19 protein-coding genes are annotated in these 21,234 nt (G+C 39.2%); 1 reads left to right on the forward strand and 18 read right to left on the reverse strand.

From position 1 onward, the window contains the following. Positions 1-44: 44 nt before the first annotated feature. The 7 genes from KV696_RS07685 to KV696_RS07715 all read right to left on the reverse strand — a co-directional run bounded on the left by KV696_RS07685 (position 45) and on the right by KV696_RS07715 (position 6,978). Positions 45-1,082 (reverse strand): aldose epimerase family protein, encoded by a 1,038-nt coding sequence (locus KV696_RS07685; RefSeq protein ID WP_219967292.1) that lies wholly within the window; start codon positions 1,080-1,082, stop codon positions 45-47. Between the two features lie 115 nt (positions 1,083-1,197). After that, entirely contained in the window at positions 1,198-2,364 is a 1,167-nt protein-coding gene (locus tag KV696_RS07690; RefSeq protein ID WP_219967293.1) for an SIS domain-containing protein, read from the reverse strand. A gap of 205 nt (positions 2,365-2,569) precedes the next feature. Beyond that, complete coding sequence (locus KV696_RS07695) at positions 2,570-2,974, reverse strand: PTS sugar transporter subunit IIA (protein ID WP_044020044.1); 405 nt, start codon at positions 2,972-2,974, stop codon at positions 2,570-2,572. Between the two features lie 3 nt (positions 2,975-2,977). Next, positions 2,978-3,799, reverse strand: coding sequence for a PTS system mannose/fructose/sorbose family transporter subunit IID (locus tag KV696_RS07700; protein ID WP_219967294.1), 822 nt, complete (start codon positions 3,797-3,799; stop codon positions 2,978-2,980). Continuing rightward, positions 3,786-4,691 (reverse strand): PTS mannose/fructose/sorbose/N-acetylgalactosamine transporter subunit IIC, encoded by a 906-nt coding sequence (locus KV696_RS07705; protein ID WP_023944066.1) that lies wholly within the window; start codon positions 4,689-4,691, stop codon positions 3,786-3,788. The genes KV696_RS07700 and KV696_RS07705 overlap by 14 nt, the downstream gene beginning before the upstream one ends. A 26-nt stretch (positions 4,692-4,717) precedes the next feature. Next, complete coding sequence (locus tag KV696_RS07710; RefSeq protein ID WP_000156972.1) at positions 4,718-5,194, reverse strand: PTS sugar transporter subunit IIB; 477 nt, start codon at positions 5,192-5,194, stop codon at positions 4,718-4,720. Beyond that, on the reverse strand, positions 5,191-6,978 hold the full coding sequence (locus KV696_RS07715) for a glycoside hydrolase family 35 protein (RefSeq protein ID WP_219967295.1): 1,788 nt from the start codon (positions 6,976-6,978) through the stop codon (positions 5,191-5,193). Before KV696_RS07715 ends, KV696_RS07710 begins: the two co-directional genes overlap by 4 nt. A 319-nt stretch (positions 6,979-7,297) precedes the next feature. Between KV696_RS07715 and KV696_RS07720 the strand changes: the two genes are divergently transcribed. Then, entirely contained in the window at positions 7,298-8,014 is a 717-nt protein-coding gene (locus KV696_RS07720) for a GntR family transcriptional regulator (protein ID WP_001007194.1), read from the forward strand. A 215-nt stretch (positions 8,015-8,229) separates the two neighbouring features. On the opposite strand, the gene purB is transcribed toward KV696_RS07720, so the two are convergent. The 11 genes from purB to purH all read right to left on the reverse strand — a co-directional run bounded on the left by purB (position 8,230) and on the right by purH (position 21,210). Next, positions 8,230-9,525, reverse strand: a complete 1,296-nt coding sequence (gene purB, locus KV696_RS07725; protein WP_012972422.1) for an adenylosuccinate lyase — start codon at positions 9,523-9,525, stop codon at positions 8,230-8,232. Positions 9,526-9,560: 35 nt separating this feature from the next. After that, the gene (locus KV696_RS07730) at positions 9,561-12,272 is read right to left on the reverse strand and encodes an ATP-dependent DNA helicase (protein WP_219967296.1); all 2,712 of its coding nucleotides are present in this window, start codon (positions 12,270-12,272) and stop codon (positions 9,561-9,563) included. A gap of 235 nt (positions 12,273-12,507) precedes the next feature. Beyond that, entirely contained in the window at positions 12,508-12,735 is a 228-nt protein-coding gene (locus tag KV696_RS07735; RefSeq protein WP_219967297.1) for a phosphoribosylaminoimidazole carboxylase, read from the reverse strand. 191 nt (positions 12,736-12,926) lie between these two features. Further along, positions 12,927-13,979, reverse strand: coding sequence for a DNA-processing protein DprA (locus KV696_RS07740; RefSeq protein WP_219967298.1), 1,053 nt, complete (start codon positions 13,977-13,979; stop codon positions 12,927-12,929). A gap of 21 nt (positions 13,980-14,000) precedes the next feature. Beyond that, entirely contained in the window at positions 14,001-15,479 is a 1,479-nt protein-coding gene (locus tag KV696_RS07745) for an HAD family hydrolase (protein ID WP_219967299.1), read from the reverse strand. 15 nt (positions 15,480-15,494) lie between these two features. After that, entirely contained in the window at positions 15,495-16,586 is a 1,092-nt protein-coding gene (gene purK / locus KV696_RS07750) for a 5-(carboxyamino)imidazole ribonucleotide synthase (RefSeq protein ID WP_219967300.1), read from the reverse strand. Beyond that, positions 16,573-17,061, reverse strand: a complete 489-nt coding sequence (purE, locus tag KV696_RS07755; RefSeq protein ID WP_219967301.1) for a 5-(carboxyamino)imidazole ribonucleotide mutase — start codon at positions 17,059-17,061, stop codon at positions 16,573-16,575. The genes purK and purE overlap by 14 nt, the downstream gene beginning before the upstream one ends. Before the next feature lie 29 nt (positions 17,062-17,090). Beyond that, complete coding sequence (locus tag KV696_RS10085; protein WP_265526778.1) at positions 17,091-17,207, reverse strand: phosphoribosylaminoimidazole carboxylase; 117 nt, start codon at positions 17,205-17,207, stop codon at positions 17,091-17,093. A gap of 93 nt (positions 17,208-17,300) precedes the next feature. After that, positions 17,301-18,563, reverse strand: coding sequence for a phosphoribosylamine--glycine ligase (gene purD, locus KV696_RS07760; RefSeq protein WP_219967302.1), 1,263 nt, complete (start codon positions 18,561-18,563; stop codon positions 17,301-17,303). A gap of 273 nt (positions 18,564-18,836) precedes the next feature. Beyond that, on the reverse strand, positions 18,837-19,592 hold the full coding sequence (locus tag KV696_RS07765; protein ID WP_033675672.1) for a hypothetical protein: 756 nt from the start codon (positions 19,590-19,592) through the stop codon (positions 18,837-18,839). 70 nt (positions 19,593-19,662) lie between these two features. Further along, positions 19,663-21,210 (reverse strand): bifunctional phosphoribosylaminoimidazolecarboxamide formyltransferase/IMP cyclohydrolase, encoded by a 1,548-nt coding sequence (gene purH / locus KV696_RS07770; RefSeq protein ID WP_219967303.1) that lies wholly within the window; start codon positions 21,208-21,210, stop codon positions 19,663-19,665. Positions 21,211-21,234 lie beyond the last annotated feature (24 nt).

Genomic DNA, 21,234 nt, shown 5'->3' on the forward strand with positions numbered 1-21,234 from the left:
ATGAGGCAAATGCTATTTCCTCCGAAAAGTAGAAGCTTCATTCTTTACTTCACAACAAGCTCATAACGTGTCTCACTAGTGAAGGTTTGACCTGCTTTGAGAATGACTTGGTCTTTGAGGTTACTGTGAATGGCATCTGGTAAAGCTTGCGCTTCAAGGGCAATCCCATTGTGCTGCACCATTGGCTGACCAGCCACAAGTACACTCTCATCCACAAAGTTCGCTGTGTAGACTACAAAGCAAGGAGCTTCTGTCTTGAAAAGCAGGAAGCGACCTGAGTTTTGGTCATAAAGGAAACCAGCATTGTCATGACCTGCAGGAAGGGCAAATGGGTGGTCCAAACCAGACACCAGCTGGATTTGCTCATCTTCTTCTGCAAAGATATCCTTCAACAAGGCACCATTGTAGATGTGTTTAATCACATCACGATTGGCGTCTGGAGTTTTGGCAGGAACACCATCGGGAGCGATTGGGTAAATGCCCTCTGTGTTTAGTTGGAAGACATGACGGTCAATCGTCTGCGTGAAATCACCAGACAAGTTGAAATAGCTGTGGTTGGTTGGATTGACCAGCGTATCCTGATCTGTTGTTACCTTGTAGCTGATTTCATAGGCACCAGTTTCTTCCAAGTGATAACTGATCCAAATCTTAAGATTCCCAGGAAATCCTCCTGTTCCATCTGTACGCTCTGTATAGAGAGTCAAGCCATGGTCTCTCACCTCGACCAATTCAAACAAGCTCGAATCCCAACCTGTTGAACCACTGTGGTTACAGTTGCTAGCATTGTTGACTTCAAGATTATAAGTCTTGCCATTAAGCTCAAATGTCGCGCCTGCAATACGGCCTGCCACAGGACCTACGCTGGCTCCATGCTTGGGACTATTGCCTACATAGCTATCAAAGTCATCAAATCCCAAGATAACATTGGCAAAATTTCCAGCCTTGTCAGGTGTGACATAGCGCAAGATGGTCGCACCATAAGTCATAACCTCAAGCTGGTAGCCACCATCCGTCTCAAAACGATAGGCCAAGACATCCTTGCCCTCAACATTTCCAAACACACGCTCTGTGTATGCTTTCATTCTGTTCTCCTTTTACTATTTCTCTCAAGCAAACAAACCATAGAAAGCCCACTGACAATCTATGGTTTATCTGGTGATTTACAAATCCTCTTGTCAAGAATTCACAAACACTGCCTTATTTTTGATATTCGTGGATGATAACACCTTGTACCACACGGTTTACGGTTCCTGTAGGAGACGGTGTGTCTGGTTTATTTTCTACTTTAAGTGAAGTCAATAGGGCAAAGAGTTGGGCATAAACGATGTATGGGAATACTCGGTAAATATCGTTCAAGACACCGCCACAACCAAGGACCACTTCTTTGACATTTTCAAGACCAAAGGCTTGATCACTCAAAAGCACAACACGGCGAGCAATCTGGTCACTAGCAACTTCACGAACCAAGTCCAAGTCGTACTTACGAGTGTAGTTTGTCGTTGTACCAAAGACCAAGACAACTGTATCTTCGTTGATCAGTGATTTTGGACCGTGACGGAAGCCGACTGGACTTTCATACATAGTCGCCACTTGGCCAGCTGTCAATTCCAAAATCTTGAGCTGAGCTTCATGAGCAAGTCCAAAGTAAGGACCCGCACCAAGGTAGATAACACGGTTAAAGTCTAGGTCAACAAGTTCTTTGACATCTTCTGCATTGTCTAGAACTTTACGGGCAAGACTAGATACAACTTCAAAACGTTCAGCTTTCACAGCAAATTCTGTAGGATCAAAAACCAAGAGAGCTGTCAACATCATAGATGTAAAGCTAGAAGTCATGGCAAAGCCAGCATCATTAGAAGCAGCTGGTTGCAAAAGCAAAAGATTGCGGTCATCACCATGGGCTTGAAGAGCCAACTCACCGTCCGCTGCACAAGTAATCGTCACTTGATAAAGCTCATCCACCAAGGCCTTGGCCAAATCAACAGTTGCCACACTTTCAGGTGAATTTCCACTACGAGCAAAAGATACAAGGACAGTCGCCACATCTTTTTTCAAATAGGTTTCTGGATTAGCAACAATATCTGTGGTCGCAATAGCATTGAAATTCCATTTGCGTTCGTCATAGACTTCCTTAAAGTAAGGTACCAAGGTATCTCCCACATAAGCAGAAGTCCCAGCACCTGTCAAGATAACCTTGATATAGCTATGTTTATCAGCAATTCCTTGTAGAAAGGCTACAATTTCTTCACGCTTTGCTTGATAAGATTCAAAAGCTTCTTTCCAGACATCAGGTTGTTGGTAGATTTCACGTGTAGTGATTTCTGCACCCAATTCGATCAAGTCTTCTTTTGTATAATGTAGCATTGAATTCCTCTTTTTCTATTAAATATGGGAATGGGAGTAAGCCCCATTCCCATGTATATTCTATATAAAATGCTCTAACGATTTTCACGTTGTCACATCGTATACTCAATGAAAATCAAAGAGTAAACTAGGAAACTAGCCGCAGGCTGTACTTGAGTACGGCAAGGCGACGTTGACGTTGTTTGAATTTGATTTTCGAAGAGTATTATTCATCTTCGTCATCATCGAAGCCCGCTAACAGGTCATTGACTTTCACAATACTTTCTGCAGCACGGCTCTTGTAGTCCGCATCTGCGCCTGTAAGGCTCGCATTGATAAATTCAATCACCATTGGAAGATTCATCCCTGCGTAAAGTTCGATGTCACGACCTTCCATGATCAAACGGCTTACCACATTACATGGTGTTCCACCGAGAAGATCCGCAAAGACTAGGAAATCATCCAATCCTTCAATAGCCGCTTCAAATTTTGCAGTAAATTCTTCTGGGCCATCTTCTGGAAGAAGAGCCACTGCATGAATATTATCTTGTGGCCCCATGATCATTTCAGTGCTACCTTTAAGTTCTTCACAGAATCGACCATGACTCACCAAAATTAATGATTTCGTCATAAATTATGCGCCCATTCCAAGTACAAATTTACCAAAGGCAGAAAGAGCCAAAGCAAGTACGATAATAATACCGATAGCTTTAGTAGAGGTCATACCTTTCTTACCAAGCAACCAGAAGATAAAGGCAGTAAAGATTGCTGGAAGCAAACGTGGGAAGATTTGGTTCAAGATGTCTTGGAAATCAATCATCTTTTCACCGATTGGCAACTTGTAAGAAATTTCAAAGTTGATCATTGTTGCTACAAGAGCACCCATCATGAAGACACCAAGTACAGATGCAGCGTCAATCAAAGCTGTCAAGGTACTTTGCATATTGTTGATAAGGTTAACCCCTTCTTTGTAGGCAAATTCCAACTGTTTCCAACGGAAGATATCATACGCTACTGCAACTGCAATCCAAAGGAAGATACCCCAAGGTTGACCACCGATAGCCATAGTTGCTGCGATAGATCCCATGATCGCAGGTACAAGTGAACCAAAGATTGTATCTCCAAGAGGAGCGAATGGTCCCATCAAACCTGTCTTGATACCATTAACGGCGTCTTTTGAACCCACACCATCTTTTTCTTCCATGGCAAGGTCAAAACCAGCGATAATGGTGTGGAAGAATGGTGAAGTATTGAAGAATTGAGTATGAACTTTCATCATTTCTTTCAATTCAGGAGTTCCATCCCCATACATTTTACGCAATTGAGGCAAGATCATGTAAAGGTAACCAGAAGCTTGCATACGTTCGTAGTTCCAACCCAATTGGAAAGTAAACAAGCTACGTTTGTTGATTTGATTAAAATCTTCTTTTGTAAGTTTGTAATTAGAATTCGTCATCTTCGATTTCCCCACTTTCTGATGGTGTAGAAGGTTCTGCTACAGCTACTTTTTGGCTATTTTTGAAGTGAAGCACTGCAAGGAAGATACCTACGATAGAGATACCAATCATAGACAAACCTTTGAAGTTGTTCACGAAACCAATTTTTTCAGCAACATCTTTCGGTAGAGTACCTACGATACCAGCAACAGCGCCACCAAGACCTGTTACATATGAGTAAAGAACAGTCAACATAGCTGTCAAACCAAATCCCATTGCAAGGTAGTGAAGGTTACGTTTAACTGGAAGGTAACGAAGCAAGATTGCAAATCCAAGACCTGGAAGCATACGTCCTGCAAGTGTCAAACCATCTGCAACCCACTGGTATTTTGTAACGAAGTCTACTACGTGTTGTACAAATTCACCACCAAATGCAAGCGCGAAGAAGACTGGAAGGGCACGAGATAAAGCCCAAGGAATCGCACCAAGTAGGTAGTTACGTTCAATACCTTTGTAATCAAAGCGTTCGATTGCCGCATCCACACGGTGAGCAAAGAAGGTAGTAGTCATACGACCAAGAACGTCGAAGTAAGTCAAGAGAGCTGCTACTGGCACAGCGATTGTTGTGATCGCAAGTGCTGTATCAATTCCTTGTGAAACAGAGAAGGCTGTCGCAAGAACCGCACCAGAAGTTGCGTCGATACGAGAAGCACCACCGAAGGTACCAACCCCAAGAACGAACAGTTGCAAGTTACCACCGATAAGCAGACCAGTAGTCACATCTCCCATAATTAAACCAGTAATGAAACCAGCAAATACAGGGGAACCTGCAGATGAAACGATCGTCAACTCATCACAGATTTGATAAGCTGAGTACAAAGTGAGAAGTAAAATTTGCCACCATTGTATCATAACAATGACCTCCTAAAAATTTTTTCCTATTTTAATAAGCTCAAAAAGTCTGAAATTGGATCATTTGGAACCATTTGAGCAGTAAGTTTAACACCTTTTTCTGCCAATTTGTGGAAGTCTTCCACATCCTTGTCTACTACGTTGATAGAACGTGTGATGGGTCGAGTTTCTGGTGTCTGAGACATATTCCCAACATTAAGGGTTTCAAGTGGTACACCTGCTTCTACCAAACCAAGGAAACGGTCTGGTTTACGAGCCACGATAAAGAGACGTTGGCTATCGTATTTACCAGCAAGAATATTGGCTGCCGCTTTTTCAATTGGCAAAATACTCAATTTTACACCTGGTGGTGTCGCAAGTTTCAAACCACTCTTTTCAACGTCATTGTTGACAACTTCGTCATCCACAACCATAATACGTGAAACATTTAGTTTTCCAGCCCAAAGATTGGCTACTTGTCCGTGGATCAAACGTCCATCGATACGGCATCCTACAATTGTCATAAGTTTTCCCCCTTTATATGTTTTAGTGTAGGTTTTCGAGTTAAATGAATCTCTTCTTTATATTCACCCTCTGTCTCAAAGATAATAATGCGGTTTGCACCTTCCTTGAGGTAGCTATGAGGGATATAAAGCGAGAGGGTCGGGCCGACGTTCCAAAAACGTCCTAGATTCTGCCCATTGACAAAGGCAACTCCCTTACCAAACTCAGACAAGTCTAGGTAAGTATCTTTTGGCTCTTGGACTGTAAAGTCATAAGCGTAAAAGGCTGGTTGCCCTTCTGTCCATCCTTTTGAAAAATCAATTTTCTCAGGATTGTCTAGTGGGAGTGGATAGTGTTTCCAGTTTAGTAAGAAGTGCAAATCCTTACAAACCCCTGTCCGAATTCCCTTACGTTGCGTATCCGCTAAGAACTTGTGTCCATAGTTGACACGTCCCATATTTTCTACCAAGATATCTAGCCTAGATAGCGCTTTCTTTTCACCTTGATAAAAAATATCTTCCCCAATCTCTGTCTGATATTGGGTTTCGACCCACTGACCATCGACATAAAGCTGAGCCCTATCTCGACCATCAATGATACGAAGTCTTTCTTCTTCTGCATCCCAGTTTGTTTCTGTTCGATAGAGTAGATAGCCATAGCTTTGTCCCAACTCCTCCATCTTTTTAGGATAGAGGCTTTCTACTGAACTTGACAAGCTATCCAGGGTTTCAAACAAGGAAACTTTTTCAACTAGTGGAATAGCATCCAACTCCATACTCTCTTTGTAGAGTGGTTCCAGCTGCGTATACTCTGGAAAATGTGTTGCCATCATCTTCTTGACTGCCAGATATTTGGCAGTTGGATTTCCTTCCTCATCAAGAAGGGCATCGTAATCATAAGATGTAACTTGTGGCAAATCCAGAGTTCCTCGAGCCGAGCAACCATTCATGAAACCAAAGTTTGTACCACCATGGAACATGTAAAGATTGATAGAGCCTTGTTCCAAAACCTCTCGAACTGCATCTGCCAATTCTTTGGGATCCCGTGTGATAATCGGTTCTTTCCAACGATTGAACCAGCCATCCCAGAACTCCATACACATGAGCGGCCATTTCTTGCCATGTTCATCAAAGAATTCCTGCATCTGTGAAAAGTTGTACGGAGCTTTAGAACCAAAATTCCCTGTCACAAAGAGATCATCTTCGATCAAAGTTCCAGCTTTCAGAGTAGCTCGCCATGGACCATCTGATGTAAAGAGGGGACAGGTTACGCCACGCTCTTCCATCAACTGTCGAATTGCTCTCAGATAAGCCTTATCTTCTCCATAAGAACCATATTCATTTTCAACCTGCATCATGAGGATATTGCCACCATTGTCCAACAAATGTGGCACCAACCGTGACAAGAGCTGGTCATAGTAGCGACCGACAGCTTCAATATAAGCAGGATCTGAGGAACGAAGCCTCATATCTTTGGTTAAAAGCCAAGCTGGTAAGCCACCGAATTCCCACTCCGCACAGATGAAGGGAGAGGGACGAACGATAGCGTAGAGACCCAAATCTTGTGCTGTCTGAAGAAATCGCTCCAAATCCAGAGCTCCTTCAAAGTGAAACTCACCCTCACGAGGCTCATGTAAATTCCAAGCTACATAAGTTTCTACTGTATTAAAACCAAGAGCCTTCAAGTTATAGAGCGAATGATACCAATCTTCTGGAGGAACCCTAAAATAATGAATGGCGCCAGATAAAATCTTAAATGATTTTCCATCGAGATAAAAATCATCTCGTATCTCAAATCGTGTCATATTCTTACCTTCTGACAACTAAAGTTTACGCTTTCATTTGTTGATATAGTAAATATATCTCAATATCTTACATTTGTCAATAGCTTTTCACAATTTTTTTCATTTTTCCCCAACTTTTACACAAAAAACTTATAAAGATATAGAATTTACAGACATATAGCTTCAAACAGGTGGCATGTATAAAAATGTATAAAATCTCCTATTTTTTATGTAAATTAACCTTATAGCCTATTATTCTAATTTTTTTATTCAAAAGACTACTATTCTTTCTAGTTTTATGGTAAAATCTTTAACGGAGAAGGAAAATCGAGGTAAAAATATGGCAATTCCAAAGTATCAATATATAAAAGATGAATTAAAGAACAAAATCATTTCTGGCCAATTCGCTAGTGGAGATAAATTTTACACTGAAGCTGAATTGATTGCAATGTATGATGTAAGTTCTATCACAGTTGTCCGCGCCTTAAACGACCTTGCCAAAGACGGCTATATTGTCCGCCAACAAGGAAAGGGTACATTCGTTTCACGCGCACGCAAACACAAACTCGTAGAGTTTTCAGATGTAGAAGTTTTTGAAACTAAAGATGATAAAGTGACCGTCCTTTCTATTGAGCGTGGAAACAAACTAAGCTACTTAGAAAAACTTGGACTACGCGGTAACCAATTCTACTACAAGATTGAACGTGTACGCGAAACAAATGGTGTCGTATACATCTATCATACATCTTATATTCCAGAACAATACATCAACGCAAATTATCCAAATCTTGAATATTATAGCTCTATCTATAACCGTTTCAAATTGGATTATCACATCCACATGAATGATGAACATTTTGAAGAAATCAATGAAATAGCATTTCCAACTCCAGAACATGCGGCTTCAGTCCTCGGAGTCGATGAACAATTCCCTAGCGTTTTACAAACCAAGACTACTAAATTAGAGTCTACTGGTCAGGTTCTCGCTTACAGCGAAACATATAAACGCGCAGATTACTACAAAATCAAATTCATTTCATGTGACCGTGATCACTAAGAAGAAAGCCTGAGCCTCATCGCTTGGGCTTTTTTCTATGATTATTATATCCCATCAAAACTGTATTTTCTATATGTCAATGAAGATAGATTAAATTTGTTTAAATTTTACTAAAATATAGGGAATCTTTTTAGCAAAAAAGCTTTAATAAACAAGAAAAATCGAAGTTCTTCTACTCCAGTAAATAGAGTAATAGAACTTCGATTTTATTTTAATTATCCTAAACCAAGACGTTCAAAGATATCATCCACTCGTTTAGTGTAATAAAGAGGGTTGAAGATTTCATCGATTTCTTCTTGAGTGAGGCGTGAGGTCACTTCTGGATCTGCTTCTAGAAGTGGTTTAAAGTCGACTTGATTGTCCCAAGAGTAGGCCGTTTTTGGTTGCACCAAGTCATAGGCTTGCTCACGGGTCATGCCTTTTTCAATCAATGTCAACATAGCGCGTTGGCTGAAAATCAAACCAAATGTCGAGTTCATGTTGCGGATCATGTTTTCTGGGAAGACCGTCAAGTTCTTGACGATATTTCCAAAACGGTTGAGCATGTAGTCAATCAAGATGGTTGTATCCGGTGTGATGATGCGCTCAGCTGATGAGTGAGAGATATCACGTTCATGCCAGAGAGCAACATTTTCATAGGCTGTAATCATGTGACCACGAATAACACGCGCAAGACCTGTCATGTTCTCAGAACCGATAGGGTTGCGTTTATGAGGCATTGCAGATGAACCTTTTTGTCCCTTGGCAAAGAACTCTTCCACTTCGCGTTGTTCTGATTTTTGAAGACCACGGATCTCCGTTGCCATACGTTCGATGGAAGTTGCGATGCTAGCAAGAACTGCAAAGTACTCAGCATGAAGGTCACGAGGAAGGACCTGTGTAGAGATTTCTTGAGCACGGATACCCAATTTGTCGCAGACATATTGCTCTACGAATGGTGGGATGTTGGCGAAGTTTCCAACCGCACCAGAAATCTTACCAGCTTCCACTCCAGCAGCCGCATGCTCGAAACGTTCGATGTTGCGCTTCATTTCGCTGTACCAAGTCGCCAATTTAAGACCAAAAGTTGTAGGCTCAGCGTGTACCCCGTGGGTACGACCCATCATGATGGTAAACTTGTGCTCCTTAGCCTTATCAGCGATGATGTTGGTGAAGTTTTCAAGGTCACGACGGATGATGTCGTTGGCCTGCTTGTAAAGATAACCATAGGCCGTATCCACCACGTCAGTAGAAGTTAAACCATAGTGGACCCACTTACGCTCTTCACCAAGCGTTTCAGAAACCGCACGCGTGAAAGCCACTACATCATGGCGAGTCTCCTGCTCGATTTCCAAAATACGGTCGATGTCAAAGTCCGCCTTCTCGCGAATCAAAGCCACATCTTCCTTAGGGATTTCCCCCAACTCAGCCCATGCTTCGTCAGCGAGGATTTCCACCTCAAGCCAAGCACGGTATTTATTTTCTTCACTCCAAATGTTCGCCATCTCAGGGCGAGAGTAACGGTTAATCATTATTTGCTCTCCTTACATTGTTAAGTCTAATACTGTCATAAAAACATTTTTATGAAATTCCCATCCTTAGAGTTATTTCTTTTCTCCATATTCTCAAGCAAATGTTTTTCCGTCTCAGGTGACCAATAAATTATCAACTTATCCTTAGCTCTAGTAACTGCCGTGTAAAAAATACTGTGGGTTATATTCTCCTCAGATTCATTTGTGATAACAACTTTCACAGAATCATACTCTAAACCTTGAGCTTTATGAATTGAAGTTGCGTAGGCAATTTGAAACGGTACTACTGTAGTAGGATCATTAGAGTCAAAATCCGTACTTTTGTATTTATTTACTAAAAATCGAATAACTGTCTTGCCATCTTCGTCATTCCCAATAAAGTCAATATCTGAACAACTAGTAACATCAAGGGAGGTGAGCGACAAATCTTTAAGCTTTATATCAAATGTGATAGAATGATCTTCAATTTTTATATCATGAATAGTCCCTTTGATATTATTATATATTAGAGGAGAAAATCTCGGTGAATCATTAAATAGGATAGGATCACCGACTTTATACTCCGCTGAACCCCAAGGTATACTTGTAGAGGGATTTTGAGCTTGCATAAATGTATTTATATTATTTACTCCATATAGCCCATCATAATTTAAGCAAAGAACCACCTCATCTTGATTGGTCGAGGAGAATAGGGATGGGTCTAGATTACTAGAAAAATTATTTCTTGATAGATGTTCTAAAATATCCCTATCATTATTCCTTATTTTATCCCATACTATTAACAAATTTTCTTTATCAGTTCTATATGTATTAGTTAACTCATACCTGCTGTTTGTTATATGGTATTGTGCAATATCAAACCAATTACCAAACCGAATCGACTCTATTTGATAAGTATCACCTACAACAATTAGAAGTTCAAACTCTATATTTCCCAGAACTTTTCTAAAATCAGAATTACTAATTGTACTACTCTCATCAACTATCAATACATCGCACTTCAACATTCCCTGCCTTATTATCTTAGCCACTGTACTAAATTCTGAATTTGGAGCATCAACTTTTCTTTTTAAGTTATCTACAGCAGTGTTTGTATTAGCTAAAAATAATTTATTTTTTGCTGAGAAGTAATTTGAAATATAGTTTATTAACGTTGATTTCCCAGTCCCTGCAGCACCATAAATTAAGGCTACTTTAGACTCTTCAAACATCTTGATCAAACAATCTCTTTTAACATCGTCATCAATAGTTCCTGGTCTTTTTTGCAACCATGATTGAACCGAATACGAATAACCCTTGACACCGCCTGCGGCCAATTTCTTTAATCTATTTATTATATATACAACATCATCTTTATAGCCCTTAATGAACACATGTCCTTTTTCTAAGAGTAATTTTCTATGTTGGTGCGTACGATACAATTTAGAATTATATATTCGTATCAAATCAGAAATATTTTTAAAATCCGTGATTTCTTTTATGGGGGTAAAAAGCTGTCCTCTAATTTCCGAATTGTTCTTTATAAATCTGGCAAATAGTTCATCCTCTTTTTCCTCTGACGGCATACAAGCCAAAAGATCTGATAATCTGGGATTATGATTTTTTAAGCTAGAATCAAATGGAATCTTATCAAACGGTATACATTTCCAATCTAATCTTAAATGAGATAACTGAGGGTTCCCGCCTTTCAAAAACTTTTCAGGAGCATACTGCTCCTTTAAAATTTTATTATTCATAGAAAACAATAGATATCTGATGACATTTGCGCCACCTTGCTCATTTCTTATTAATTCTCTAACTCTATCTAAAAGTAAAAATATTCTTGGTTGCCTAGTATCTTTCAAAATTATCTTCTTCGCTGCAATATAAAGACTATCACTTAGTTCGATCAAAGTAACTAAGTTCATCCTATATTGGCGTATAAATTTCATTAAATTTTGATATTCTTTATACGACGTTTGAATGTCAGGTATATCAAATCTCAATATATCTCTTAGTTTATTAAACTCACATGGTCTAATTGAAACCTCCCAATTATCTATAATTAGAATGGGCATTGTTATTCCTAAAATATCAATATTTACTTTTTTTACCCATAACAATGTTGCATAATTAGATAAGATATATTTATCCGTAAACGCAATTAGTCTATCTAATTTTGATGACTGATCATTCGCAATAGAGTATGTTACTTCATAGTAAACTCTATTGTTTATAAAAAACGGCTTTACTTTGTGAATATAATACCTATCACTGTATGAAACTCTTTCAAAACCAATTGTTGAATCATTTATTACTTTAGAAATTGATTTATAGTACTCAGTTAATTGTGAATCTTGATACATAGGAAACTTAGCCAAATTATGTAAAACATCAAAATCTAAATTCTCTTTTAAATAATTCTTAATTTGCAATAAGTAACTATAGTATTTTAACATTAGTCTTTCTGAATTATTTTCATCTAAAGTATAATGAGAAGCAGAAATTTGTAATAATTCATGAAACTCTCTAATAAAAACATATTTAGAATTTTTAAAAATATGTCTTATTCCAGATTCTATATTGTGATAAGATACATCTGCATCCTTATTCTGATCGACACAATAAAGTTTCAGGGAGATATGTTCCACAAAATTTCTGAGTTGAGATAACATATTCTGGGATAGAAAACCTCGGTCCTCTATTTGAGCAATATTTCGACATAAGACATTATCTATATTTAAAATAGCAGTATTTAAATCTGTCATAGAAGCCTACTTTCACTTAAATATTATCATAATAAAAAATTTGAGTTTGATATAGAAAAACTTAACTAGTTATTAGTTAAAACTTTTTCTTTGATACTGAATCTCACACATATTTAACTTTAATTACAAGTTATATCTTCTCTATCACTAAAAACTGACACATAAATCATCTATCTTGCTATTATGCTTCCCTTCCCAGATCATACTGCCAACTACACTTTTTGTTTTCATATTTTTACTCAAATTCTTCTTTCCCAATCCACACAGATGGGTAGTGATCCAGTGTATTCAAATCCGTATCTAACGGTAGATCATAGATAGCTAAATAGTTTTCAGGGTGTTGTGCAACTAACTCTTCATACTTAGCTTTCACTTTTTCATGATCGCTACTAGCATACAAGACTTCGACGACTGCTCCAGTCTTATCCTTTTCAACAAATGCGTTGACAATGAGTTGTATCATATAATTGATAAAGTCTGTAGTCCGTATTCAGTTTTTTGTGAATACGAGTACCCTTGTTCCTTTCTTTTTATAAGATTAATAATTAACGCTCCAAGTTAAATTTAGATTAACTCAGTATTATATATTTGCTAGTCACAATAGTTTTATAAAATATAAAACGAAATCTATATTATGAACCGATAAAACCACAACTAAAAAAGAGAAGTCTGAATAATGTTATCTTGCTTATTAGTTGTTACAATAGTTTTATTGGTTGTAATCCGACTGTATTTTTTATTTACTTTTTCTTTTATTGATTGCATTTCTTTATCAAATTCAAATATGCTATCTAACGAGTAAAGAGGAAAAGCTTTTTTTTCTGCTAACAATTGTTGATTTAAAGAAATAGCGGAATCATTTGAAAAATATACTTGCCATCCCTTGCCATTCTTAAAGAGAGTATGATCAAGAACGGCTAATACTCTATCTTGTTCTAATGCTTTATAGGTTGCATGTCTGCTTCCGCCACTATTTGATGATTCGATAGTAATTGTTCCTAAACTCATACCACTTTGCCATTCATCTCGTTCAACCAAATAGCTAGGCCTTAAAGTTGTTCCAATAGGATATTCAGATACCAGGGTTCCACCATTACGTAAAATGTCATCAGCTAGTGGACGGTTTACTTTAGGATAAATTGGAACATCTAATCCATGAGCTAAAATAGCTATAGTTTTACCATTTGTAATACTTGCCATTTCATGAGCCAAGGAGTCACATCCTACAGCTAGTCCACTGACCACTGTGTAATCTAATTTAGATAACTGCTCTGTAATCCTTGAAGTCATCTTTTGGGCAAAAACACTTGGTTGCCTAGTGCCAATTACTGCTACTTTTTTAGTATCTGTGAGTAACTTTATATTCCCTTTAACAAATAATACTAGTGGTTTCTTAGGTAAAACAGCTAGCTCTTTAGGATACTCGGCATCATTAAAATTAATCGTAGCTATTTTCTTTTCTAAACTATTATCAATAATTTCTTTCGCTTTATTACATTGAAAATCCCAATTTGACTTAGTCAAATCAGTTTTAATTAAATTTTTTAGCTGACTAATCTTACTACCAGAAATATCCTCAAAAGTGAAGTCATAACTTCCTCTTTTAGAAAAAACATCTTCTAAAAAATCAGCAATTCTTTTTCTTCCCATCCCTTTGAGCCCACTCAAGGCAATAATTTTAGTACTTAAGTCATAATTCTCTATCATGTTTTTCTACTTTTTTTAAAATTAGTTGTCATCAAAATTAATTTGGGGTTCTGCAACTAAAGAAATGCCATTATCAAAATCCCTTAATGAGTACATCCCTGAAGTATTCTTCTTCAGAAAATCCAATAATTGTTCTGGATTATGAAACACATGATCCGCACCATAGTCTCGACCAAATCTATAGTGGATTCCCCATGTAACTAAGACTGTTTCAAGTCCAGCTGCTTTATATGCAATAATATCATTTTTGGTATTTCCTATTCCAATAATTCGTGTAGGCTCTATCGTATCTAGAGTAAGTCCCACCCCATTTTTAATTGTTTCAGGAGATGGTTTCAAATATTTGATTGTATAATCATCAATTTTTGTTTCAAAAGTCGGAACCAGCCAACAACATTTTTCATAGTTAGTATATTCACCGTTAGTTTTATAACTAACATATTGGCACCCATCACCCTCGTCCTTAGGAAAAATTTTCTTTCTTAATTTCTCTTGATAAAATAGTTTTTCCATCAAATAATATCTATTTGATATAATTTCATAAATCATTCCATCATTAGCAAGAAACTCAAATATCTCTTCCAAACCTGGATAAATAGAATATATTGGGGAGGCTCTATAAAAAGTTTCCCCATTTTTGAAATATTTGTTTCCTTTCTTAAGCTTCATCTTATCGTTGATTGTGCTTTCAAATTCTACATTCCTTTTTCTTGAATCAACAATTGTCTCATCAAAGTCCCAAATTATTAAATCTATTTGAGAATTTGATCTAAAATTTTCAAAGTGCTCATATTTCTCAACAATACTATTCCATTTCTCGACCTTTTGATGTTTATAAAGAGAATAATTCACAATTTTTTCTTTTGGAACTCCTTTATTGATAAGATATTTATCAACCATTCTAAAAGAACTTCCGGTAGTTGTCACATCGTCAATTACGACTACAAAGTCAAATTTCTCCCACCAAAATTCACCTACTCCTTGCAATTCTAATCCTTTTGTAATCTCATCAAATAAAATTTGACGTTTACCATTCTCTATATGAGTCTTATCCTTTGTTATGGTTCTTATTAACTCAATTTCTTGATTAGGATTCATTATCTTGGCTAAAATTTGAGGAATATTATAGACTCCACACTCAGAACTAGGAATCCCCAAATAGCATATTTTATTATATTCCAAATTTACAAATTCTTGAAATCTTTTTTCAAATTCATTGAATTTAGTTTCTAATTTTTGTAAATCAAACTTATTATTAAAATCAAATTTTTGTTCTCCATTTGATTGATTACGTTCAGCAAGAAGTGTTTTATCAACAATTGAATACTTTGTTTTTACCAGATAAAAGTTATTCTGCTGCTCAAATTCCATGTTTTGTTCTCGATTAAATAGAGAACCATAAAAAATTGGTAGTGGCAGACCTTCTTCAACAAAATCAAACTGATGAATATTAAATGATTTCATCAATTCCTGTTCATATATTTTATTATCAAATGTCATATATAGTTGTTTCTCCTAAAAATCTATCCCTTTCCCAAACTCTCCCACACTATCCGGCACATCACTAAACAAAGTCACGTGTCCTATCTTGCGGTTGTGCTTTGTTTCTATTTTACCATACATGTGGAGGTAGGCGCTTGGATTTTCTGTGACATATTTTTCAGCAACCTCGACGTGTTGGCCGAGGACATTGAGCATGACAGCTGGCGCATGTAGTTTGATGTCTGGCAATGGTGCTCCTAGAACGCCTAAAATGTGGGTATCAAACTGGGAAAAATCGCAAGCTTCAATCGAGTAGTGACCTGAATTGTGTGGACGTGGCGCAATTTCATTGACCACGATATCATCAGCTGTCGCAAACATTTCCACGCAAAGAGTTCCAGACAGGTTCAATTGTTCTGCGATGTGTACTGCCATAGCTTTGGCTTTTTTAGCTAGACTTTCTGAAATGCGAGCAGGCACAATGGTTTTTGAAAGAATGTTGTTGCGGTGGATATTTTCCTGAACTGGGAAAACCGTCACGTCCTTGCCATTTCCTGACACGATGACAGAAATTTCAAGGTCAAAGTTGACGAACTCTTCCAAAACGCAGTCTGCTGAGTCGGCTAGTGCACGGGCTTCTCCCAAGTCTGCTTCCGAGCGAATGACTTTTTGTCCATGCCCATCGTAGCCACCGGTAGCAGTCTTTAGGACATAATTTTTAGAAAGGTCAATATCTTCCAAATCTTGGCTTGAGGTCACAACCTTGTAAGGTGCCACAGTGACTTGAGCCTTGTTTGAGAGAAAGTCCTTTTCAAAAATACGATTTTGCGAAATGCGGAGCAGGTCGGTCCCTTGAGGGAGTTGTCCTTCCTTGATAACCGCATCCAAACCATCAGCATCGACATTTTCAAACTCATAGGTCAGGACATCACAACGCTCAGTCAGCTGACGAAGGGCGTTCACATCATTATAAGGTGCCACGATGATTTCCGCTACACGAGAGGCTGGGCAATCCGCTGCAGGGTCAAGCGCAATAACCTTGTGCCCCATGTAGATAGCAGAAATGGCCATCATCTGACCGAGCTGGCCACCACCGATGATTCCGATTGTTTTAGATGAGCTCATTTGTAGACTCCTCTGCGATTTTTCCTTGCTCTTCTGCGAAATCTACCAAAGCTGTCGCGATAGCCTGATCTTCTACTGAAAGGAGACGGAGGGCAAAGAGGGCCGCATTAGTCGCACCTGCTTCACCGATAGCCATAGTCGCAACCGGTACGCCACCCGGCATCTGCACGATAGAGTAGAGTGAATCCACGCCACTAAGGGCACGCGATTTGACAGGCACCCCGATGACAGGAAGGGTTGTTTTAGCTGCGACCATACCTGGCAAATGGGCTGCGCCACCAGCACCTGCGATAATGGCCTTGATGCCACGGCTACGAGCCTCCTCCGCATGTCTGAACATGAGGTCTGGTGTACGGTGGGCAGAAACAACTTTCTTTTCGTAGGCTACACCGAAGCGGTCTAGGACTTCTGCTGTTTTTTGCATGGTTGCCCAGTCTGATTTTGAGCCCATGATAATGGAAATTACGGGTTTCATTTCTTCTCCTTTTTCTTCTTTTTCAACAATCACCTTAGGTTGTGAGGGACGGCAGCAGCCACCAAAGGTGTCTCATGCCTAAATCGGAAGTCCAAGGTCTTCCAATTTCCCTGAACGATTGGATTGTCATTCAATCGTTCTTTCACAACAGCGGTGATTGTTCTATATTAGATCGCTAACGCTCGCAAATCAAACGACCATTATCGTGTTTGGCGACTGCGTCGCTTTTTCTTATATCTTTATCTAATTGCCTTGCTTCCGATATCTGTTCGGTAAAAGAGGCCTTCTGTTTTTTGTTGGGCGAGTTCTTGGTAGATGGTGTCTTGAGTTTCTTTGACAGTATCTGCTGTGGTGACGAGCATATAGACACGTCCGCCGTTTGATAGCAGTGCTCTGCTATTTTCCGCAAACTTAGCCCCTGCATAATAGGTGATAATGTCACCTTCTGTCTTGGCTGGTAACTTGACACCTTTTTCATAGTCTAGCGGATAACCGTTGGATGCGACAACCACACCCAGAGTCACACCCTTGTCCGTCCAGGTGATGTTTGGCTCCTTGCCATCGAGGATATCCGTAATATTTTGTGCAAAGTCAGATGTTAAACGAGGCAAGATGATTTGCGTTTCAGGATCTCCAAAACGAGCGTTGAACTCGATGACCTTAGGTCCATCAGCTGTCAAGATAAGCCCTGCGTAAAGGATACCCAGATAAGGGCGACCTTCTTTAATCATCCCTTCGAGGACTGTCTTGACAATGGTGTCAACCGCTGTATCAACTACACTCTGTGGTAAGTGTGGAACTGGCGCATAGGCACCCATCCCCCCCGTGTTAGGCCCCTTATCGCCATTATAGGCACGTTTGTGGTCCTGAGCTGTTGGCATGATGTAGAACTTATCACCATTGACAAAGGCAAAGAGTGAAAATTCCTCTCCTTCAAGGAATTCCTCAATAACCACACGCGCACCTGAGTCACCAAATTTATTGTCCAAAAGCATCTCGTGAGCGGCTTCGACCGCTTGCTCAACCGTCTCCGCAACGACGACACCCTTACCAAGCGCCAAGCCATCCGCCTTGACTACGATAGGCGCACCCTGCTTTTCGATATAAGCCTTGGCTTCCTCGAAATCTGAAAATGTGCCATAGGCTGCTGTCGGAACGCCATATTTGACCATGATTTCCTTAGCAAAATCTTTGGACCACTCTAGCTCTGCCGCCAATCTTGTCGGACCAAAGGCTTTGAGACCAGCTGCATTAAAATCATCCACGATACCAGCAGCAAGGGCATCATCTGGACCGATAAAGGTCCAAGCAATATCGTTGGCCTTTGCGAAGTCAATCAATTTAGAATATTCGGAAATAGAGGTATTTACCAATTCCAGACCATCCAGAGTCATCCCATCATTCCCAGGAGCTACAAAGACCTTTTCAACGTCTTTTGATTCAAGCAACTTCTTAGCAATCGCATGTTCACGACCACCCGAACCGACAACTAACAGCTTCATTTCTCAACCTCTTTTGCGAATTATTTAATAACATTATATCATAAACGTTCGTTTTAATCTTGTTTCACTCCGCATTTTTACGCAAAAAAGAGTCTGGGACAAAAAGATTTTGATTTTAGGAATTCTTTATTATAAATTTTAAAAATCGATAGATTAGACAAAAAAGCGAACAAGACAGAATTCTGAGTGTCAGATAACTTGTTTTGTTCGCTTTTTATATTTAAGGTTAGACTTTTATCCCAGACTCTTTACGTTCTTAATGTCTAAAATGTCTCACTCCGTTATATATTCCTCTTTCAACACTTTAGCAATGTTCGGTTCCAATAAATTAATAAAATACCTTTTCAAATTTAAAATATTATCAACCTGTTCTTTATCTAACCTAAAAGAACGACCCGTTTGAGGCTCCTTTAATGTACGTAATAAATCTTTGCCAGTTGGCCACACTAATTTTCTTGCCTGAGGTTGAAAAGGGCTTACTCCCGTTCCTGGCATTGTTCCCCCAATAAATCCATTTGAATTTGCCGTACTTGAACTTTTGTTTATCAATGTAATAGTAGCAAATCCTAACGAATCTTCGCCAAATACAACAATAATGAACGGACGAATATCATACTCTGATTCACTATTAGAATAATAATTAAGCTCTTTTTCAATTCCATATTCATACTTGTTATTTTTAAAAATATTTTTCTTTAGTTTAACCACTGTTAAATCATCATCATTTAGCGAATGCTCTTTACTATTAAATTCTATCAGATTATCATTCTTTGAAAAAAGCATAAATACATCTGGATTTGGTCCAAATTCTCCTTCGAATGCTATCGAAGAGAAGGCATAAAAACCATGCTTGTAATCACCTCTAAGTTCCCATGACATAGTACTTTGACCCGCAAAAGGAAAATGTATATTATCAATCCTGCTTTTTCTGATATATCTCTTTTTATTTATAACATTTATAAATTCTCTAAAATCTGGACTAATTCCAATGGTTGGTCCTGATAATGACATCCCTATATTTAACGACATCTTAACTTCTCCATTCTATTGATTTACCTAATTATATAAAAATACCAGGTTCTTCTATAAACCTCATTTTTCAATGTCTAAAATGTCTCACGCCTGTGAAGACCATAGTCAGGCCATATTTGTCAGCGGCTTCGATAGACTCTTGGTCACGGACCGATCCACCGGGCTGGATGATGGCCTTGATACCTGCTTTGGCGATTTCTTCCACATTATCCGCAAATGGGAAGAAGGCATCCGAAGCAAGCACAGCGCCGTCAAGACGGTCTTTGGCTTGGTCAATGGCAATACGAACAGAAGCCACACGGTTAGTCTGACCTGGGCCAACACCCAGTGTCATGTGCTCATTGGTGATGATGATACCGTTTGATTTGACGTACTTGATAGCCTTCCAAGCGAACTCAAGAGCTGTCGTTTCTGTCTCAGTTGGTTGGCGTTTGGTCACCACTTGCCAATCGGCTGGGCTTTCCTTGACCACATCTTGGTTTTGCACCAGAAGTCCACCAACTACACCTGTGTATTCTGCTTCCACTTCACTAGCCTCTTGAGCATCAAATGGCAAGGCAAGGATACGCAAGTTTTTCTTTTTGTTGGTCAAAATGGCTAGCGCCTCATCCGTATAGCTTGGTGCAATGATGATTTCAAGGAAAACTCCATGCATCTTCTCAGCTGTCGCAGCATCCACCTCACGGTTGAGAACGACAATCCCACCAAAGATAGACACTAGGTCAGACTCATAAGCGTAGTCCCAAGCAGTCTCGATGTCATCAGCCTGACCGATTCCACATGGGTTCATGTGTTTGAGAGCCACAACGGTTGGACGGTCTTTAAAGTCACGGATGATACGAATGGCCGCATCAGCGTCACGGATATTATTGAATGACAATTCTTTCCCATTGAGCTGTTTAGCCGAAGCAATCGAGTAGTCTGTTGGCAAAGCTTTTTGGTAGAAATCCGCGTCTTGTTGAGGGTTCTCACCGTAACGCATAGCTTGTTTGAGATCATAGGTTAAAGTGAGCTTTTCAGGTTTGCTTTCACCCACTTGAGCTGTGAAATACTCTGCAATCAAGGCGTCATAAGCCGCTGTGTGACGGAAAACTTTAGCTGCCAAACGTTGGCGAGTTTCATAAGTAGTTTCACCTGTGGCTGACAACTCATCCAAAACCACTGCATAGTCAGCAGGGTCTACCACAACCGTCACGCTGGCATGGTTTTTAGCTGCTGAACGAAGCATAGATGGCCCACCGATATCGATATTCTCCACCGCATCAGCATAAGTCACATCTGGTTTGAGAATGGTTTCCTTGAATGGATAGAGGTTGACCACAACAAGGTCAATAAGCTCAATTTGGTTCTCCTTAGCAGCCTCTAGGTGGCTATCCAAGTCACGACGAGCGAGGAGCCCACCATGGATATTTGGGTGAAGAGTCTTGACGCGACCGTCCATCATCTCTGGAAAACCAGTCACGTCATCGATGGCAATAGTCTCTATCCCAGCATCGTCAAGGGCAACCTTTGTCCCACCTGTCGAGATAATATCCCAACCAAGTTTTTTAAGTTCTTGGGCAAATTCAACAATGCCCACTTTGTCTGAGACGCTGATTAAGGCGCGTTTAGTCATTATATTCTCCTTTTTAATCATTAG

The sequence above is a fragment of the Streptococcus humanilactis genome (assembly GCF_019448275.1).
Taxonomy (GTDB): Bacteria; Bacillota; Bacilli; order Lactobacillales; family Streptococcaceae; genus Streptococcus; species Streptococcus humanilactis.

Excerpts from the sequence above, each read along its gene's own strand:
- purE (WP_219967301.1), bottom strand. The coding sequence starts at position 17,061 with ATGAAACCCGTAATTTCCATTATCATGGGCTCAAAATCAGACTGGGCA.
- purK (WP_219967300.1), bottom strand. The coding sequence starts at position 16,586 with ATGAGCTCATCTAAAACAATCGGAATCATCGGTGGTGGCCAGCTCGGT.
- KV696_RS07730 (WP_219967296.1), bottom strand. The coding sequence starts at position 12,272 with ATGACAGATTTAAATACTGCTATTTTAAATATAGATAATGTCTTATGT.
- KV696_RS07705 (WP_023944066.1), bottom strand. The coding sequence starts at position 4,691 with ATGATACAATGGTGGCAAATTTTACTTCTCACTTTGTACTCAGCTTAT.
- purD (WP_219967302.1), bottom strand. The coding sequence starts at position 18,563 with ATGAAGCTGTTAGTTGTCGGTTCGGGTGGTCGTGAACATGCGATTGCT.
- KV696_RS07700 (WP_219967294.1), bottom strand. The coding sequence starts at position 3,799 with ATGACGAATTCTAATTACAAACTTACAAAAGAAGATTTTAATCAAATC.
- KV696_RS07690 (WP_219967293.1), bottom strand. The coding sequence starts at position 2,364 with ATGCTACATTATACAAAAGAAGACTTGATCGAATTGGGTGCAGAAATC.
- KV696_RS07740 (WP_219967298.1), bottom strand. The coding sequence starts at position 13,979 with ATGATAGAGAATTATGACTTAAGTACTAAAATTATTGCCTTGAGTGGG.
- KV696_RS07685 (WP_219967292.1), bottom strand. The coding sequence starts at position 1,082 with ATGAAAGCATACACAGAGCGTGTGTTTGGAAATGTTGAGGGCAAGGAT.
- KV696_RS07715 (WP_219967295.1), bottom strand. The coding sequence starts at position 6,978 with ATGACACGATTTGAGATACGAGATGATTTTTATCTCGATGGAAAATCA.
- KV696_RS07710 (WP_000156972.1), bottom strand. The coding sequence starts at position 5,194 with ATGACAATTGTAGGATGCCGTATCGATGGACGTTTGATCCACGGACAA.
- purB (WP_012972422.1), bottom strand. The coding sequence starts at position 9,525 with ATGATTAACCGTTACTCTCGCCCTGAGATGGCGAACATTTGGAGTGAA.
- purH (WP_219967303.1), bottom strand. The coding sequence starts at position 21,210 with ATGACTAAACGCGCCTTAATCAGCGTCTCAGACAAAGTGGGCATTGTT.
- KV696_RS07695 (WP_044020044.1), bottom strand. The coding sequence starts at position 2,974 with ATGACGAAATCATTAATTTTGGTGAGTCATGGTCGATTCTGTGAAGAA.
- KV696_RS07735 (WP_219967297.1), bottom strand. The coding sequence starts at position 12,735 with ATGATACAACTCATTGTCAACGCATTTGTTGAAAAGGATAAGACTGGA.
- KV696_RS07720 (WP_001007194.1), top strand. The coding sequence starts at position 7,298 with ATGGCAATTCCAAAGTATCAATATATAAAAGATGAATTAAAGAACAAA.
- KV696_RS07765 (WP_033675672.1), bottom strand. The coding sequence starts at position 19,592 with ATGTCGTTAAATATAGGGATGTCATTATCAGGACCAACCATTGGAATT.
- KV696_RS07745 (WP_219967299.1), bottom strand. The coding sequence starts at position 15,479 with ATGACATTTGATAATAAAATATATGAACAGGAATTGATGAAATCATTT.